This is a genomic window from Streptococcus sp. HSISS2 (genome assembly GCF_000448665.1).
Lineage (GTDB): Bacteria > Bacillota > Bacilli > Lactobacillales > Streptococcaceae > Streptococcus > Streptococcus raffinosi.
Window position 1 is genome coordinate 226,491 of sequence record NZ_CM002133.1, and the last position, 16,989, is coordinate 243,479.

At 39.5% G+C, this 16,989-nt stretch carries 11 protein-coding genes and 9 pseudogenes; 17 read left to right on the plus strand and 3 right to left on the minus strand.

What is annotated here, in order from left to right:
- The first annotated feature begins 26 nt into the window (after window positions 1-26).
- Window positions 27-515, plus strand: coding sequence for a phosphatase PAP2 family protein (locus HSISS2_RS01145; RefSeq protein WP_042766879.1), 489 nt, complete (start codon window positions 27-29; stop codon window positions 513-515).
- A 129-nt stretch (window positions 516-644) separates the two neighbouring features.
- Here the strand turns inward: HSISS2_RS01145 and HSISS2_RS01150 are convergent, their stop codons facing one another.
- Complete coding sequence (locus HSISS2_RS01150; RefSeq protein ID WP_021144956.1) at window positions 645-1,454, minus strand: Cof-type HAD-IIB family hydrolase; 810 nt, start codon at window positions 1,452-1,454, stop codon at window positions 645-647.
- Window positions 1,447-2,213, minus strand: a pseudogene (locus tag HSISS2_RS01155) (DeoR/GlpR family DNA-binding transcription regulator). Before HSISS2_RS01155 ends, HSISS2_RS01150 begins: the two are co-directional and overlap by 8 nt.
- Window positions 2,214-2,406: 193 nt before the next feature.
- Here HSISS2_RS01155 and leuS point away from each other — a divergent pair.
- The 9 genes and pseudogenes from leuS (at window position 2,407) to HSISS2_RS01200 (ending at window position 11,118) form a co-directional block, all read left to right on the plus strand.
- Window positions 2,407-4,907: pseudogene (gene leuS / locus HSISS2_RS01160) on the plus strand (leucine--tRNA ligase).
- 182 nt (window positions 4,908-5,089) lie between these two features.
- Window positions 5,090-5,544: pseudogene (locus HSISS2_RS12145) on the plus strand (MarR family transcriptional regulator).
- A gap of 56 nt (window positions 5,545-5,600) precedes the next feature.
- A complete protein-coding gene (locus tag HSISS2_RS01170; protein WP_021144961.1) occupies window positions 5,601-6,833 on the plus strand; it encodes an acyl-CoA thioesterase/BAAT N-terminal domain-containing protein in 1,233 nt (410 codons plus the stop codon).
- A gap of 139 nt (window positions 6,834-6,972) precedes the next feature.
- Window positions 6,973-7,384 (plus strand): annotated as a pseudogene (locus HSISS2_RS01175) (YjdF family protein).
- 492 nt (window positions 7,385-7,876) lie between these two features.
- Window positions 7,877-8,742 (plus strand): annotated as a pseudogene (locus HSISS2_RS01180) (ABC transporter ATP-binding protein).
- Window positions 8,742-9,583: pseudogene (locus tag HSISS2_RS01185) on the plus strand (ABC transporter permease). Before HSISS2_RS01180 ends, HSISS2_RS01185 begins: the two co-directional pseudogenes overlap by 1 nt.
- Before the next feature lie 18 nt (window positions 9,584-9,601).
- On the plus strand, window positions 9,602-10,057 hold the full coding sequence (locus tag HSISS2_RS01190) for a LytTR family DNA-binding domain-containing protein (RefSeq protein WP_021144965.1): 456 nt from the start codon (window positions 9,602-9,604) through the stop codon (window positions 10,055-10,057).
- Window positions 10,058-10,066: 9 nt separating this feature from the next.
- The gene (locus HSISS2_RS01195; protein ID WP_042766880.1) at window positions 10,067-10,495 is read left to right on the plus strand and encodes a DUF3021 domain-containing protein; all 429 of its coding nucleotides are present in this window, start codon (window positions 10,067-10,069) and stop codon (window positions 10,493-10,495) included.
- Window positions 10,496-10,704: 209 nt separating this feature from the next.
- On the plus strand, window positions 10,705-11,118 hold the full coding sequence (locus HSISS2_RS01200) for a YjdF family protein (protein ID WP_021144966.1): 414 nt from the start codon (window positions 10,705-10,707) through the stop codon (window positions 11,116-11,118).
- A gap of 99 nt (window positions 11,119-11,217) precedes the next feature.
- On the opposite strand, the pseudogene HSISS2_RS01205 reads toward HSISS2_RS01200, so the two are convergent.
- Window positions 11,218-11,522: pseudogene (locus HSISS2_RS01205) on the minus strand (YciI family protein).
- A gap of 87 nt (window positions 11,523-11,609) precedes the next feature.
- Here HSISS2_RS01205 and HSISS2_RS01210 point away from each other — a divergent pair.
- The 7 genes and pseudogenes from HSISS2_RS01210 (at window position 11,610) to pepC (ending at window position 16,895) form a co-directional block, all read left to right on the plus strand.
- Window positions 11,610-11,924, plus strand: a complete 315-nt coding sequence (locus tag HSISS2_RS01210; protein WP_134981397.1) for a helix-turn-helix domain-containing protein — start codon at window positions 11,610-11,612, stop codon at window positions 11,922-11,924.
- 128 nt (window positions 11,925-12,052) lie between these two features.
- Window positions 12,053-12,310 (plus strand): annotated as a pseudogene (locus HSISS2_RS01215) (ATP-binding cassette domain-containing protein); the annotation flags it as partial.
- A pseudogene (locus HSISS2_RS10595) lies at window positions 12,306-12,527 on the plus strand (ABC transporter permease); the annotation flags it as partial. The pseudogenes HSISS2_RS01215 and HSISS2_RS10595, both read left to right, overlap by 5 nt.
- A 180-nt stretch (window positions 12,528-12,707) precedes the next feature.
- Complete coding sequence (locus tag HSISS2_RS01220) at window positions 12,708-14,162, plus strand: nicotinate phosphoribosyltransferase (RefSeq protein WP_021144971.1); 1,455 nt, start codon at window positions 12,708-12,710, stop codon at window positions 14,160-14,162.
- Window positions 14,163-14,173: 11 nt separating this feature from the next.
- Window positions 14,174-14,995: an ammonia-dependent NAD(+) synthetase gene (gene nadE, locus HSISS2_RS01225; protein ID WP_021144972.1), complete on the plus strand. Its 822-nt coding sequence runs from the start codon at window positions 14,174-14,176 to the stop codon at window positions 14,993-14,995.
- 16 nt (window positions 14,996-15,011) lie between these two features.
- Entirely contained in the window at window positions 15,012-15,455 is a 444-nt protein-coding gene (locus HSISS2_RS01230) for a DUF805 domain-containing protein (RefSeq protein ID WP_008535792.1), read from the plus strand.
- 102 nt (window positions 15,456-15,557) lie between these two features.
- Window positions 15,558-16,895 carry an aminopeptidase C gene (gene pepC / locus HSISS2_RS01235; protein WP_021144973.1) on the plus strand — a complete coding sequence of 446 codons (1,338 nt, stop codon included), beginning with the start codon at window positions 15,558-15,560 and terminating at the stop codon, window positions 16,893-16,895.
- Window positions 16,896-16,989: the final 94 nt, after the last annotated feature.

The following is a 16,989-nucleotide window of genomic DNA, read 5'->3' on the forward strand; positions in this document are numbered from 1 at the left end:
GTGTCACTCCCTTTTTCTAACGGATGATGATGAATTATAAACGATTTTACGATAGGATTAGCGGTCCATTGCGTCCTTATACTAGTATTTTAGAGAGGCTTAATAAGGTTATAACTAGGACTTTTTACCTACTTTTTCCTACATTTCTTAGTTTGGTTTGGCTGAGGAATGGCTGGTTTGTTCTTTTTACGACAGTGCTTATTATGGGAGGAGGCTTCTTCCTCCTTTCTCTTGGTCGTAGGCTCTATAATCGCCCACGCCCTTATCAGACTTGGGATATTCAGCCCCTTATTAAGAAGGACAGTCTTGGCAAATCTTTTCCCAGTCGGCATGTTTTCTCAGCGACTGTCATTGCTATGTTGGCACTGATGATTAACCCCTGGCTAGGTGGGACTATGCTTTTTTTGGCAGCAATTCTGGCTATCTTGCGTGTGCTAGGTGGCGTTCATTATCCTAGTGATGTTTTGGCAGGCTATGTCATTGGAATTCTTGTAGGTCTCCTTCTTTACCTTTAGAAAATTTTGGTCTTCTTCGATAGAGGAAGGCTTTTTTCCTTGAAAAAAGAAAAGGCCCCTTAGGGTACCTTTCCTTCTGTTCTAAAATCGAGTTGGCAATTAAAAGTTGTTTCCACCATTGAATAGTATTTAGTTTAGGACGTGCTCTGTAATGGCTTGAGTGACACCATGATCATCGTTTGAAGCCGTTACTAAGTTTGCAGTTTCCTTGACCCCTTCAGGTGCATTGCCCATAGCAATTCCTAGTCCAGCCAGAGCCAGCATAGGGCTATCGTTGAAGTTATCACCAATAGTCATAACCTGTTCAAGCGGGATGTCATAATATTTGGCAACCTCAAGGAGAGCATGCTCTTTAGAAACGTGTTTGGCTGTGACTTCAAGGTAGTTATCTTTGGATAAGTAGAAGGCTGTCTGTGGAAAATCCATGCTTAGGAGTTTTTGGTGGAGGTTCTGGATAACTTCAGGCTTATCAATCAACAATAGCTTGTGGACAGGTGGTTCAGAGTCTGAGACAGTTTCTTGTAGTTCCTTAAGAATAGGAGATTCACCTGTGATACCTGCTTCCAGCTGAGACCATTTGTCTAGTTGGTTGGTAATCCAATCCTTGCCAGAGTAAATATTCACAGATACACTCGGGTAGTCTGTGGATAAGTAGCTAAGAAGTTCTTGGATTTCAGTTTTATCCACAGGATGTTCGATGATAGTACGATTACCCTCGAGTACTAAGGCGCCGTTGTAGCAGGCGATAGGATTGTCAGGAAGTCCCAGTTTATGAGCGATTGGTTGCATCCCTAGTGGAGAACGGGCAGAAGCTAAAACAAAGGGAATCTTTGCCTTTTCAAGCTCTGGCATGACCTCAATCAGTTGCTCATCTACCTGGTGGTGACTGGTGAGAATAGTGCCATCAATGTCACTGATAATCAAACGAATATTACTCATAATTGCTTTCCTTCCCGTCGTATAAAATTATTACCTTGTCTTTAAGAGCTTCGACTAAATCAGGCTCAGGTTTCTTATCTGTAATCCAGTAGTCGAAGTCTTCAATCTTGCCCAATATATATTTGGAATGTTTTTCATACTTGTCTACTTCAGCAATAAGTATCTTGGTTCTGGCAGCCTGCATGGCTAGCTGTTTGACGGCAACATCCTCTTCATCTTCAAAGCTAACCAACCCTTGACTGAGACTAGCCGCCCCAAAGAAAGCTATGTCAAATTGTAGATGTTGCAAGAACTGGGCTTCGTGAAGTGAATAGTAGAAGCGGTTTTTGCTGTAGAATTTTCCGCCCAAGAGATGAAAGTCGATGCCTTCTTTACCGTTTAGGACCAAGGCGTTGTCCAAAGAGTGGGAGTAGACGGTAACGCTTTTATCTAGCTTTTGAGAAACCTCAAGCATCAAGGTAGAGACATCAAAGAAGAGGAGAGACTGGTCTTTGACAAAACTTAGTGCTAGGTCTGCTATTTTTTCTTGTCTTCTGTTAGTCCTTTCTGACGTTCTTGGAAGCCAAGAACAGTGGTGTTTTTAACTGGCAGAATACCACCGTGAGTACGCTGAGCCAGATTCCTCTGGCTGAGACAGTCGAAATCTCTTCTGACGGTATCTTTGGAAACACCTAATGCGTCAACCATTTCCTTGACGGATAGATTTCCTCGCTCGTCTAAGAGCTCCAAAATTTTCTCAAATCGTTGTTCCTGATACATGAGTCACCTTCTTTCTGATTCTAGTATAGCATCTTTTTGCTTTTTTGTAACATAAAGTTGCAAAAAAACTTAAAAAGAACGAAAAAAGCGCAAAACTTACTAGGGTGAATTTGCCTCTTAAAGTTCCCTTATCATCTTTAAAAATCCCTCAAAAATGCTATAATAGAAGCATTACGAATATTGGAGAGAAACCATGAGTTTTTACAATCATAAAGAAATCGAGCCTAAGTGGCAAAAATACTGGGCTGACAATCACACTTTTAAGACAGGAACAGATGCCTCAAAACCTAAGTTTTATGCGCTTGACATGTTTCCTTACCCATCTGGAGCGGGTCTTCACGTAGGACACCCAGAAGGATACACAGCGACTGATATCCTCAGCCGTTTCAAACGTGCACAAGGCTACAACGTCCTTCACCCAATGGGTTGGGATGCCTTTGGTTTGCCTGCTGAGCAATACGCTATGGATACAGGGAATGACCCAGCAGAATTCACAGCAGAGAATATTGCCAACTTCAAACGCCAAATCAATGCGCTTGGCTTCTCTTACGACTGGGATCGTGAAGTCAACACAACAGATCCAAACTACTACAAATGGACACAATGGATTTTCACCAAACTTTACGAAAAAGGCTTGGCTTATGAAGCTAAAGTGCCAGTAAACTGGGTTGAAGAATTGGGTACAGCCATCGCCAACGAAGAAGTCCTCCCAGATGGAACCTCTGAGCGTGGTGGCTATCCGGTTGTCCGTAAACCAATGCGCCAATGGATGCTCAAAATCACTGCCTATGCAGAGCGCTTGCTGAATGACTTGGATGACCTTGACTGGCCAGAGTCTATCAAGGACATGCAACGCAACTGGATTGGTAAATCAACTGGTGCCAATGTCACTTTCAAAGTGAAAGGGACTGATAAGGAATTCACCGTCTTTACGACTCGTCCAGATACCCTTTTCGGTGCAACTTTCACTGTCTTAGCGCCTGAGCATGACTTGGTAGATGCCATCACAAGTCCTGAACAAGCTGAGGCTGTAGCGGACTACAAACACCAAGCTAGCCTGAAATCAGACTTGGCTCGTACCGACCTTGCCAAGGAAAAAACAGGGGTTTGGACGGGTGCTTATGCCGTCAATCCTGTCAATGGCAAAGAAATCCCAATCTGGATTGCCGACTATGTTCTTGCTAGCTACGGAACAGGTGCCGTTATGGCCGTACCTGCCCACGATGAGCGTGACTGGGAATTTGCTAAACAGTTTGACCTTCCAATTGTAGAAGTGCTTGAAGGTGGAAACGTTGAAGAGGCTGCTTACACAGAAGATGGCCTTCACGTCAACTCTGACTTCTTGAACGGTCTTAACAAAGAAGAAGCGATTGCCAAAATCGTGGCTTGGTTGGAAGAAAAAGGTTTTGGTCAAGAAAAATCACTTACCGTCTTCGTGACTGGCTCTTTAGCCGTCAACGTTACTGGGGTGAACCAATCCCAATCATTCATTGGGAAGACGGAACTTCAACAGCTGTTCCAGAAAGTGAATTGCCACTTGTCTTGCCAGTCACCAAGGACATCCGCCCTTCAGGTACTGGTGAAAGCCCATTGGCTAACTTGACAGACTGGCTTGAAGTGACTCGTGAAGATGGCGTCAAAGGTCGTCGTGAAACCAACACCATGCCACAATGGGCTGGTTCAAGTTGGTACTACCTTCGCTACATTGACCCACACAACACAGAAAAATTGGCTGATGAGTACCTCCTCAAACAATGGTTGCCAGTAGATATCTATGTGGGTGGTGCAGAACACGCCGTTCTCCACTTGCTTTACGCTCGTTTCTGGCACAAATTCCTCTATGATATCGGTGTTGTACCAACTAAAGAGCCGTTCCAAAAACTCTTTAACCAAGGAATGATCTTGGGAACCAGCTACCGTGACCATCGTGGTGCTCTTGTGGCAACTGACAAGGTTGAAAAACGTGACGGTTCCTTCTTCCACATGGAAACAGGGGAAGAATTGGAGCAAGCACCAGCTAAGATGTCTAAATCCCTCAAGAATGTGGTCAACCCAGATGATGTGGTGGAACAATACGGTGCTGATACCCTTCGTGTCTATGAAATGTTCATGGGACCACTTGATGCTTCCATCGCTTGGTCTGAAGAAGGCTTGGAAGGAAGCCGTAAGTTCCTCGACCGTGTTTACCGTTTGATGACAACGAAAGAAATCGTTGCAGAAAACAATGGCGCTCTTGACAAGGTTTATAACGAAACGGTTAAGTCTGTCACTGAGCAAATCGAGTCTATGAAATTCAACACAGCCATTGCTCAGCTCATGGTCTTTGTCAACGCAGCGAACAAGGAAGACAAACTCTATGTGGATTACGCTAAAGGCTTCGTCCAATTGATTGCCCCATTTGCCCCTCACTTGGCAGAAGAACTCTGGCAAACAGTTGCAGCAACAGGTGAGTCAATCTCTTATGTAGCTTGGCCAACATGGGACGAAAGCAAATTGATTGAAGACGAAATCGAAATCGTTGTTCAAATCAAAGGTAAAGTCCGTGCCAAACTCATGGTTGCTAAAGACCTATCACGCGAAGAGTTGCAAGAAGTAGCTCTTGCTAACGAAAAAGTCAAAGCAGAGATCGATGGCAAGGAAATTGTTAAGGTGATTAGTGTACCTAATAAACTCGTTAATATTGTCGTTAAATAACGATTTTATTAGCCCTATTTGCCACCTTCAATAGTCCACTGGACTATTGAAGCCAACTAAACTCGTTAATATCGTTGTGAAATAAAAATGAATCCTTCGGAGCTAAGCTCTGGAGGATTTTTTGGCTCTCCTTGACAAGAAAGCACTATTTTGTTAATATAATTAACAAAATGGAGAAGACTATGAATAAGAAAGAACTGCATAAGTTTAATAATCGTTTTAACAGTTTTGTTTTAGCTTTTGAACAGTTGAAAAAGGATCAGCATAGGAACAGTATTGATAAATCAATCACTATTAATGAAGTCCATTTGATTGACCTGATAGGTCGCAATCAGCCTATGAATCTAGTAAAATTATCTGAATTATTAAAAGTTTCGAGAAGTGCAATAACTCAAAGTGTTAGGAGATTAATTCAAAAAATTTAGTTGTTTTTGATTTTGCTCCGAATAATGGGAAAAATAAATATTTAAGATTATCTGAAAAAGGCATCGAAGTTTTTAAAATCCATAAGGAGCAACAAGCATATATTGAAAAATCAATCTTTTCAGTTTTAAACAACTATAGCGAGGGGGAACTTCAAACAGTTGTGAAATTGATGGATGATATTGAAAAGGTGTGGGGAGAATTACCGTGGTAAAAGTCGCGGTAAATTTTAAATATAATTGTTAAGTAAATTAATAAAAAGGAGAAGGTATGACTGTAAACATTGAACTGATTTCACAAACTGATTTAGCAGATGAATCTTTTTATATTACTATCAATGGTTTAGAACCAAGGACAAGGTATTGTGTAGAAATGTACCTGTCTGGTTATTACTGTATAAATGCTCCCTTACTTTTAGATCATGATGTCATGTGGAAATCAACTGCAATTTTTTTATCTGATCAGGGCGGTATGATTGACACCTCTCAGACAGCATCTATTTCGGGATCTTATAAAGGGGTTTCAGAAATGGGATTATTCTTTAATGCGAAACCGTTGAAGAATAGGAAAAGGAGATTACCGAGTTCTCTTGATAGAATTCCATTGCGAGATTGTTTTGGTGTTGAAATTAAAATCAGGCTGGGGAAAGATGTGGTCGCGGAGCAAAGTTTTGTAAGGCGTTATATGAATCTGGGAGTAAGATATCAAGATATCTATGACAAGCATTTTCAAGGTCGATTGTTTTATGATGAAAAGTTAAGAAGGGCGCCGGCATTGATTATTGTGAGCGGTAGTGAAGGGAGGATTGAAAAGGCGCAGAATATAGCTCAGTTGTTATCTTCTAGAGGTTATATTTGCCTAGCAGTTGCCTACTTTGGTTTAGAGGGATTACCAAAACATTTGGAACGTATTCCGATAGAATGTCTGGAGGAAGCGAAAGACTTTCTATATCATCATCCTCAAGTTGATAATACAAAAATAGGAATATATGGTCGTTCTAAAGGAGCAGAGCTTGTTCTGGCTGGACAAAGTATTTTGGATGATGTGCAATGTTTGGTACTCAATTCCCCCTCAAATGTAATATTTGAGGGAATAAAGGGAAAACTCAACTCTCATTCATCTTCTTGGACATATTTGCAAAAAGAACTTCCGTATCAAAAATTTCAACTAGGAAATTATTTGTTAAACAAGTTTTTTGGAAAACATATTCCTGAAGATAGTAGGGCTCAGATTGATGTGAGTAAAATTGCCTCTCCTTTATTATTACTAGGAAGCGATGTTGATGAAATATGGAATGCCTCGTCAGCGATTGATGATATTATTTCACACTATAAAGGGGAATCCATTTTGTATAAAAAATACCATGAAACAGGGCATATGTTGACGGTTGCTTATCAACCGAATCATCGTTATCGAAAAGATTGGCACTTATTAATGAAAGAAAGTGTAGATTCTTGGTTTGCTACGATAAATTTTTTTGATACACATCTGAAAAATTTGTAGATAGTGCTGAACCGTGCTATAATAGTCCCAACTAAGATAAAAACACAGTTCTGGTTGGTAGTCCAGACGTAGGCAAGCCTATCAGTAACCTTCCTCCTTGGTTGTCCATTCTTAGGGATAGATTTAAGGAGGTGCTGTCGTGGAAATCGTTTCAATTGGCTTGACAGTTTATTTGAAGATGGATTTTGGTATGGATTGTTTGAACAAGAGTATGAGGGAACTTATCAAGTTTGTCGTGTGACATTTGGTCAGGAGCCAAAAGAGGATGAAATTCTAGAGTTCATACAGGCTCAGTTTACTCAATTATCTTTTAGTCCAGCAGCTATAGTTAAGCAACATGTAAAAATCAAGAATCCGAAGCGTCTGCAGCGGGCTGTAAAGAAACAGGTGAAGCAGAAAGTTTCTTCTAAGTCGAAAGAGCTATTGCAGTTGCAGTATGAGGAAAGGAAAAGATTTCAAAACATCAATCTAGTGTTCAAAAGCAATTGCTCAAGCAAGAGAAATTTGAACGCAAACAGCAAAAACGTAGGGAGAAGCACAAGGGGAACTAGTGACTCTCTCTTTCATAAAATAGAACAGCTCTTCTTGTATAACAAGAGCTGTTTTTGCTTGTATTGAAGTTTTCTTTCCTAATAGATAGACTTATCGTTAATGGCAGTTTCAAATTCAGGACCATACTTGCTTGCTTCAAATTCAATCCTGCCCATTCAGAATTTTCATTTTACTAGAAGGGAGTGTGTGCCATGATTTCTGATTCATTTTTTATTGTTTGGTTTAGCGAGAACAATACTATTGACTCCTGGATTTTTCTGCCGGATGCTATAAAACACCTCTTTTATAGCACATGTTTAAAAATATAATGTGTGGTTGTAAGTGATTTTAAACTTCCTCTAGTGATTCGATAGGAGAAAAACAAGCCTGCTCTACTTTAATTTAACCCCCATTATTTTACCACTTGGCCTTTCATTTTAACTGCTTATCTCAAAAGTCGATTTTTCTTTCATACTCTTTGTTAAACTAGTGTGGTAAAGAGGAGGAAAAATATGATTTTACAAGCTAAACATTTGACTAAACGGTATGGCAATCATATGGCTGTTGACGATATCCAGTTAGAGTTTGAAAAAGGAAGTTTCAATGCTATTTTGGGACCCAATGGTGCAGGGAAATCAACCACCATTTCCATGTTAATCGGTTTGAAAAAGCCGACACAAGGTCAGATTCGATATGCGCCAAATACGAAAATCGGAGTTGTTTTTCAAGCTAGTGTACTGGATGAGATGTTGACGGTTAGGGAAAATCTCACGATTCGTGCTCAACAGTATAAGGAGATTGCGGCAAGTCGTGTGGATGATTTGATTCATCAACTGGGTTTGACTGCTTTCCAGAAACAACACTATGGAACCTTGTCAGGTGGGCAAAAACGTCGGGTTGATATTGCGCGTGCTCTTCTTTCGCGACCAGATATTCTTTTCTTGGATGAACCAACGACAGGTCTTGATATTCAAACTCGCAAATCCATCTGGGATCTACTGTATCGACTACAAAAGGATGAAGGGATGACTATTATCTTAACGACTCATTATCTGGATGAAGCAGATGAAGCGGATCAGATCTATATCGTTGATCATGGGAAAGTGATTGCGCAAGGTTCTGCGACTGCTATTAAAAGCCAGTATGCATCTAATATCCTAAAAATTCGTTTTAAGGAAATGAAGGATCTAGAAAAATTGCGACAGACTGGAATGACAGTCGAGGAAGAAAATGAGATGGAATATCTTTTTATCCAAGGACGTCACAGGAAGCCATTGAATATTTGGCAAAAGTTCGAGAAGAAATTGATTCTTTTGAGTTTCGTCCGGGTACTATGGATGATGCCTTTATTGCACTTACAGGAAGAGAGGTTCGCTAATGCTAGCTTTATTGAAACGGAATTTTATCTTATATTTTCGTAATCGTTCGGGAGTATTTTTCTCATTATTGGGGGCATTGATTTCCTTCCTCCTTTATATCATTTTTTTGCAGAAGAATTTGACGGATTCTTGGTCTCAACTCCCTAATAGTACGAATCTTTTAAATAACTGGCTGATGGGTGGGACGTTGGCTGTGACTGGGATGACAACCAGTTTTACGGCTCTTAAACAAATGGTTCAGGACCGCGAAAATCAAGTGGATCAAGATCTCTTCTTGACAGATTTAGGTAACTGGGGCTTACAGGCGTCCTATCTAATCAGTAGTATTGTTATTTCTTTTGTCATGCAGGTGTTTATGTATGCTGTTATGAGTTTTTATTTTAAAGAGAGCCCAGTTATCAGTCATTTACCGGAAATTGCTTTGATTATGTTGTTAAGCAGTCTGCTTTCAAGTTTGGTAAATGTTCTCTTGATTTACCGTTTTCAATCTTTAGATAGCCTTGGGAAACTGGCAACGATAGTGGGAACTGCTTCTGGATTTTTAGTAGGAACTTATATCCCTATTGGAGTATTACCTGATTCTGCACAGCTTTTCATGAAATGTACCCCTGCAACTTATATTGCTTCTCTTTATCGACAAGTCTTGATGAAAGATCGGTTAGAGACTGCATTTTCAGGAAACAACAGTCTGTTACAGGAATTTCAAGAAAAATGGGAATCCAAATCAACTGGCAAGAACTATTGACAAAGGAAGAAACATACTTTATAGTGGTTATTATCAGTCTCGTCGCTATTCTTCTTTGGCTTTTATTTGTTAAAGTGTTTAGCAAGAGAAAATAAAGGTGTATTGGAGAGAAAATGAAGATTCGTTTTGAAATGAAGACAGAGTTTTCAGAAAAAGACCCACACATTTTAATTCAGGCAGCTCAGTTAACCGACCAAGCAAGAGAAGTCATGGAATATTTAGAACAATTTTCAACGACTAATCAGGTGGTCATTCCTATTCGAACGGATGATCATCTGGTTATGGTGAAAATTGAGGATCTTATTCTAGCAGATATCGATAAGAATTTGTTGACTATTTATACGGTAGATGGGATTTATAAAACTAAGGAAACATTGACAAACTTTCAGAATCGAATTAATCGACGTAACTTTATACAGATATCGCGTCATTCAATTATAAACATTGACCATTTAGAGTCATTATCGGATAGCTTTTCAGGGAACATGATGGCTAAGATGACTCGAGGTATCAAACCGAGTGTGAGTCGGAAATACGTTAAGTCCTTAATGGATTATCTAGGTTTATAGGAGAAAATCATGAAGCGATTGATTGCTTATTTTGTATCGGGAATGCGGACGGCCTCCTTTGTTTATTTGAGTTTGGTGTTATTGGCGCAGTTTTATTCAGGTATTACCTATCCTGCACCAACGACAAAAAATATTCTAGCTTTGTTTTTGATGAGTGGAATTATGGGGGTATTGACCTTAATCCTTAAAAGGCTAGAGTTTCTTGCTTATAGTATGCGTGTAGGAGTTCATTTGTTAGCGACAGCTACTATTTTAGTATTGACCTACTTATTTTTTGGCTGGGGTTCAGCATTGTTGAGTCCCTTGCTTTGGTTCTTTTTCTTATTAATTTATGGACTGATATGGTTGTACCAGATCTGGCAAACTCACAAGCAAACTCAGAAGATTAACCAAGCTCTAAAAGATAAACGAAAGCATGTCGCAAGTTTAGAATCTTAAGCATTCCAGTAGAGTGATTCTTGGTTGGCTACGATTCATTTTTTGATAGGCATTTGAAGAAGTAATAAAAATAGATTATAAATATGCTATAATAGTTCCAACTAAGATAAAAACACAGTTCTGGTTGGTAGTCCAGACGTAGGCAAGCCTATCAGTAACCTTCCTCCTTGGTTGTCCATTCTTAGGGATAGATTTAAGGAGGTGCTGTCGTGGAAACAATTTCAATTGGATTGACAGTTTATTTTGAAGATGGATTTTGGCATGGTTTGTTTGAACAAGTGTATCGAGAAACTTATCAAGTTTGTCGTGTGACATTTGGTCAGGAGCCAAAAGATGATGAAATTCTAGAAATCTTACAGACTCAGTTTACTCAATTATCTTTTAGTCCAGAAGCTATAGTTAAGCAACATGTAAAAATCAAGAATCCTAAACGATTACAGCGAATGGTGAAGAAACAAGTAAATCAGAAAGTTTCTTCCAAGTCGAAAGAACTATTGCAGTTGCAGTATGAGGAAAGGAAAAAGATTTCAAAACATCAATCTAGTGTCCAAAAGCAATTGCTCAAACAAGAGAAATTTGAACGCAAACAGCAAAAACGTAGGGAGAAGCACAAAGGTCACTAGTGACTTTCTCTTTCATAAAATAGAACAGCTCTTTTCGTATAAAAAGAGCCGTTTTTACTTGTTTTGAAAATTCCTTTTGTATATAGATTCCTAATAAACCTACTTGTCGTCAAAAGATTTACTGATGATAGTTTCAAATTCCGGACAATACTTACTTGCCTCAAATTCAATGATATCATATTGGGCAATCTCATTTTGATAGAATGGATCGTGTGCAATGATTTCTTGAACAGCTTCTTTATTTTTTGCTCTCATGAGGATGATACCGCCGGTTCTTGGATTTTTTCTCCCAGATGCGATAAAATGACCTTTTGTATAATACTGATTTAAAAAACTATGTGTTTTTCTAAGAATTTTTCAACTGTATCAAGGGGTTTGATATAGGTAAGATTTACAATAAACATAAGTGACTCCTTTAAAATAAATGATAAATAGATTATAATACTTTACAAACTACCTGAATAGTAGGCACATTTTTGTAAGGAGAAAAAATGTTAACAAATAAAAATTGGAAATGTAGTATGTCTCGAGTCTTAGATGTGGTTGGTGGGAAATGGAGGATGAATATCTTATGGGTGATCAACAAGCATCAAACGATTCGTTTTAACAAGTTAAGAAGAGAGGTCGAAGGAATCACAACGATTAGTTTGACACGCGGACTGGATGTCTTATTGGAACATCAATTAGTTAAGAAAGTTGATTTTGAATCCATGCCCCTTCATACAGAATACCAGCTTACAGAAAAAGGCAAATCGCTAATGCCGATTTTAAGAGACTTGAATCAATGGGGAAAAGAATGGCTGTAGTCTATTTTGGATTTTGTTTAATGTCTACTATCGTCCCACTTAGCCTGACATTTTAACCACTTATCTTCAAAAGCCGTTTTTCCGACGGCTTTTTTGTTAGACTAAATATGTCAGAAGGAGGGAGAAATATGATTTTACAAGCTAAACATTTAACCAAACGGTACGGCAATTACACGGCTGTTGACGATATTCAGTTACAGTTTGAAAAAGGAAGTTTCAATGCTATTTTGGGTCCCAACAGTGCAGGAAAATCAACAACTATTTCCATGTTAATCGGTTTGAAAAAGCCGACAAAAGGTCAGATTCGATATACACCAAATACGAAAATTGAAGTTGTTTTTCAAGCTAGTGTACTGGACGATATGTTGACCGTTAGGGAAAATCTCACTAGCTCTTGCCCTCCTTGTCTCGCAGGGAGTTGGGAGCTTGGCCAATATGATTGTTTCACATTTCTACCCAAGTGTCAGCAAGGTATTTGACCTCAACCTGACATCGATTCTCATTATGTTTGTCTTCTCACTCTTAATGGGATATGTGTCAGCCTACCTTCCAGCCCGTAAAATCAGTAAAATGGACCCTGTCGAGTCCCTAAGATATGAATAGAAATGAAGAGTAGTTCACCAAGACTACTCTTTTTTAATATACAAACATTAGAAAAATTTGAAAATCCAAATAATAATTAACTTTCTGAAAAGTGGAGGCAATTGCTTAAAAATGCTATAATAGTCGCATATAAAAGCTATTGACAACAAAATAAAGCACCGATTAGATTGGAGAAATTCTATGTATAAAGATGATAGTTTAACCTTGCATACCGACTTGTACCAAATCAATATGATGCAGGTTTACTTTAACCAAGGCATTCATAATAAGAAAGCTGTTTTCGAAGTCTTTTTCCGTCAGCTCCCTTTCAAGAATGGTTTCGCCGTTTTTGCCGGTTTGGAACGTATTGTTAACTATCTTGAAAATCTGACGTTTTCAGAAACCGACATTGCCTATTTGAAGGACCTTGGTTACCCTGCTGATTTTCTAGATTACCTAGCTAATTTAAAACTTGAATTGACCATCAATTCGTCACTTGAGGGAGATTTAGTGTTCGCTAATGAACCGATTTTCCAGGTGGAAGGTCCCTTGGCCCAGTGTCAACTCGTAGAGACTGCTTTGCTTAACATTATCAATTATCAGACGCTGATTGCGACCAAGGCAGCTCGAATCCGCTCAGTAATTGGCGATGCCCCTCTTTTAGAGTTTGGAACACGTCGTGCACAAGAGATGGATGCAGCAATTTGGGGTACCCGTGCAGCTGTGATTGGTGGTGCGGATGCGACATCAAATGTTCGTGCCGGTAAGATTTTCGGCATTCCAGTTTCTGGTACTCACGCTCATGCTCTTGTTCAGGCCTATGGCAATGATTACGATGCCTTCAAAGCTTATGCATCAACTCATAAGGACTGTGTATTCCTTGTAGATACCTATGACACTCTCAAAATTGGTGTTCCTAATGCCATTCGTGTAGCTAAAGAGCTGGGTGATAAGATCAATTTCTTGGGTGTCCGTCTTGATTCAGGTGACTTGGCTTACCTGTCTAAACAAGTACGTAAGCAATTAGATGCGGCTGGTTTCCCTAATGCCAAGATTTATGCTTCAAACGATCTTGATGAAAATACCATCCTTAACTTGAAGATGCAAAAGGCCAAAATTGATGTTTGGGGTGTCGGTACCAAACTTATCACTGCATATGACCAACCAGCCTTGGGTGCTGTCTACAAGATTGTCTCAATCGAGGATGATCAGGGTGTCATGCATGATACTATCAAATTGTCCAACAATGCTGAGAAGGTATCAACACCAGGTAAGAAGCAAGTCTGGCGTATTACAAGTCGTGCTAAGGGTAAATCAGAAGGTGACTATATCACCTTTGCGGACACAGATGTTAATGCTTTAGAAGAAATTAATATGTTCCACCCGACCTACACCTACATCAATAAAACTGTCCGTGATTTTGATGTGGTACCACTCTTAGTCCCTATCTACGATAAGGGTCAACTCATCTATGACTTGCCTAGTCTTAATGAAATCAAGGCTTATGCGACTAAGGAATTGGATGAGCTTTGGAATGAGTACAAGCGCATGCTAAACCCTCAAGATTATCCAGTTGACTTGGCCAAAGACGTATGGTATAACAAGATGGCCCTTATTGACAATGTACGAAAGAAAGCCCATAACTTGCCAGAGTAAAAGGAGACATTATGACTTTGCAAGAAATAATTATTGATCAACTAGGGGTTAAACCTAACATTGATCCAAAAGAAGAAATTCGCAAATCTGTTGATTTTTTGAAGGCTTATATGCTCAAACATCCTTTCCTTAAGTCTTATATTTTAGGGATTTCCGGAGGTCAAGATTCTACCTTGGCTGGCCGTCTAGCCCAACTTGCCGTTGAAGAGCTTCGTGCAGAGACAGGGAAAGACTATCAGTTTATTGCCATTCGCTTGCCTTATGGAGTGCAGGCAGACGAGGATGATGCCCAACGTGCCCTTGCTTTTATCAAGCCAGATGTGAGTCTTGCGGTTAACATTAAGGAAGCTGTTGATGGTCAGGTTGCTGAGCTTGCCAAGGCAGGTGTAAGTATTTCTGACTTTAACAAGGGAAATATTAAGGCTCGTCAACGCATGATTACTCAATATGCAGTTGCTGGTGAAAATAGTGGTGCAGTCATTGGTACAGACCATGCTGCTGAAAATCTTACAGGCTTTTTCACAAAATTTGGTGATGGTGGTGCCGATATCTTGCCACTTTTTCGTCTGAACAAGCGTCAAGGTGCAGCCCTTCTTGCGGAACTTGGTGCTGACAAGGCTCTCTATGAAAAAGTGCCAATAGCAGATTTGGAAGAGGACCGGCCAGGAATCGCCGATGAAGTGGCTCTTGGTGTGACCTATCGTGAGATTGATGATTACCTTGAAGGCAAGGAAGTATCAGCAAAAGCTCAAGAAACCATTGAAAATTGGTGGCGTAAAGGTCAACACAAACGCCATTTGCCAATCACTATTTTTGACGATTTTTGGAAATAAGAGGAGAATATGATTTATGATTAAAGCTTACATTGACTTTTGGAAGCGTGCTTTTGACTTTAGAGGACGTTCAACACGTCCAGATTTTTGGTGGACTTATTTGGTTAATGTCATTATTATGACCATTCTTGTCGTATTTTGTATTCTCATTCCATTGTTCAGTAATGTTGATTTTAACGACCCAGCTCTGTTAAATAATCCGGCTGAACTGCGACAATTGATTATGGGCTATGCATGGCCAGTCATGCTCTTTGGTTTAATTGAACTCATCCCACAATTGTCCCTCCAAACACGTCGCTTGCGAGATGCAGGCTTTCATCCAGCATGGGTACTTCTAAGTTGTATGGGGTTCATACCGATCGTGGCTTTATTCTCAATTTTCGGAAGCATTGCACTTTTAATCATGTCTTGTATGCCAAGTAAAGCAGAGCCTCAAACAGTTTTTAATCAAGCGGAATAAGATTGTTGGTAACCCTAGGTTTGACCTAGGGTTATTTTTAAATTGAATTTTCAGAAATTAGTGATAAAATAGTAAGGAATAAGGCTTAAAAGGAGGAATCTTATGACTTCACTATCAAGAGATTTCACAGATAAACTATTTGCGGATTATGAAGCCAATGCTAAATACAGTGCTATTGAGAATGCTGTAACACACAACGGCTTGCTTAAATCCATCGAAACACGTCAATCAGCAGTTGAAAATGATCATGTATTTTCAATTGATTTGACTAAAGATGAAGTGTCTAACCAAAAGGCTTCAGGTCGTTGCTGGATGTTTGCGGCACTTAATACTTTCCGTCACAAATTGATTTCAGACTTCAAATTGGAAAGCTTTGAGCTTTCTCAAGCTCATACTTTCTTCTGGGACAAGTATGAAAAATCAAATTGGTTCTTGGAACAAATCATTGCTACAGCAGATCAAGAGATTGGCAGTCGTAAGGTTAAATTCCTTCTGGATACCCCTCAACAAGATGGTGGACAATGGGATATGGTCGTATCACTTTTCGAAAAATATGGTGTCGTTCCCAAATCAGTATATCCAGAGTCTGTAGCTTCAAGTAATAGTCGCGAACTTAACCAATACCTTAATAAACTCCTTCGCCAAGATGCTCAGATTTTGCGTGATTTGATTGCTGGTGGTGCTGATCAAGCTGCTGTTCAAGCTAAGAAAGAAGAACTTCTTCAAGAAATCTTCAATTATCTAGCTATGACTCTTGGCTTACCACCACGTCAGTTTGATTTTGCTTACCGTGATAAAGATAACAACTACCAATCTGAGCAAAATATCACTCCACAAGCTTTCTTTGAGAAATATGTAGGTCTTAAACTTAGCGACTATGTGTCAGTCATCAATGCTCCAACAGCTGATAAACCTTATGGAAAATCATACACTGTTGAGATGTTGGGAAATGTTGTAGGAGCGCCAAGTGTTCGTTATCTTAACCTTCCGATGGATCGTTTCAAAGAGCTTGCTATTGCACAAATGAAGTCAGGAGAAACTGTTTGGTTTGGTTCAGATGTTGGTCAAGTCTCAGATCGTCAAAAAGGTATTCTTGCAACTAATGTATATGATTTTACAGCAAGCATGGATATTAACTTGACGCAAGACAAGGCAGGACGTTTGGATTACAGTGAATCTCTCATGACCCATGCCATGGTATTGACCGGAGTGGATTTGGACGCTGATGGCAAATCGGTTAAATGGAAGGTTGAAAATTCTTGGGGAGATAAGGTCGGACAAAAAGGATACTTTGTTGCTTCCGATGCTTGGATGGATGAATACACCTATCAAATCGTTGTTCGCAAAGACTTCCTTACAGCTGAAGAATTGGCTGCCTATGAAGCAGATCCACAAGTGCTTGCGCCTTGGGATCCAATGGGAGCCCTTGCTTCAAAATAAGAGGATATTTCAAAAACACTGGAATTTTATCCAGTGTTTTTAGTTGGCTTCATTAGAATTTATGGTTGTAAAAAAGAGCTATCCAATGGATAAC

What these genes read in the sequence shown, in the direction of transcription:
- HSISS2_RS01145 (WP_042766879.1), top strand. Translation starts at nt 27, where the DNA reads ATGATGAATTATAAACGATTTTACGATAGGATTAGCGGTCCATTGCGT.
- HSISS2_RS01150 (WP_021144956.1), bottom strand. Translation starts at nt 1,454, where the DNA reads ATGAGTAATATTCGTTTGATTATCAGTGACATTGATGGCACTATTCTC.
- HSISS2_RS01170 (WP_021144961.1), top strand. Translation starts at nt 5,601, where the DNA reads ATGACTGTAAACATTGAACTGATTTCACAAACTGATTTAGCAGATGAA.
- HSISS2_RS01190 (WP_021144965.1), top strand. Translation starts at nt 9,602, where the DNA reads ATGAAGATTCGTTTTGAAATGAAGACAGAGTTTTCAGAAAAAGACCCA.
- HSISS2_RS01195 (WP_042766880.1), top strand. Translation starts at nt 10,067, where the DNA reads ATGAAGCGATTGATTGCTTATTTTGTATCGGGAATGCGGACGGCCTCC.
- HSISS2_RS01210 (WP_134981397.1), top strand. Translation starts at nt 11,610, where the DNA reads ATGTTAACAAATAAAAATTGGAAATGTAGTATGTCTCGAGTCTTAGAT.
- HSISS2_RS01220 (WP_021144971.1), top strand. Translation starts at nt 12,708, where the DNA reads ATGTATAAAGATGATAGTTTAACCTTGCATACCGACTTGTACCAAATC.
- nadE (WP_021144972.1), top strand. Translation starts at nt 14,174, where the DNA reads ATGACTTTGCAAGAAATAATTATTGATCAACTAGGGGTTAAACCTAAC.
- HSISS2_RS01230 (WP_008535792.1), top strand. Translation starts at nt 15,012, where the DNA reads ATGATTAAAGCTTACATTGACTTTTGGAAGCGTGCTTTTGACTTTAGA.
- pepC (WP_021144973.1), top strand. Translation starts at nt 15,558, where the DNA reads ATGACTTCACTATCAAGAGATTTCACAGATAAACTATTTGCGGATTAT.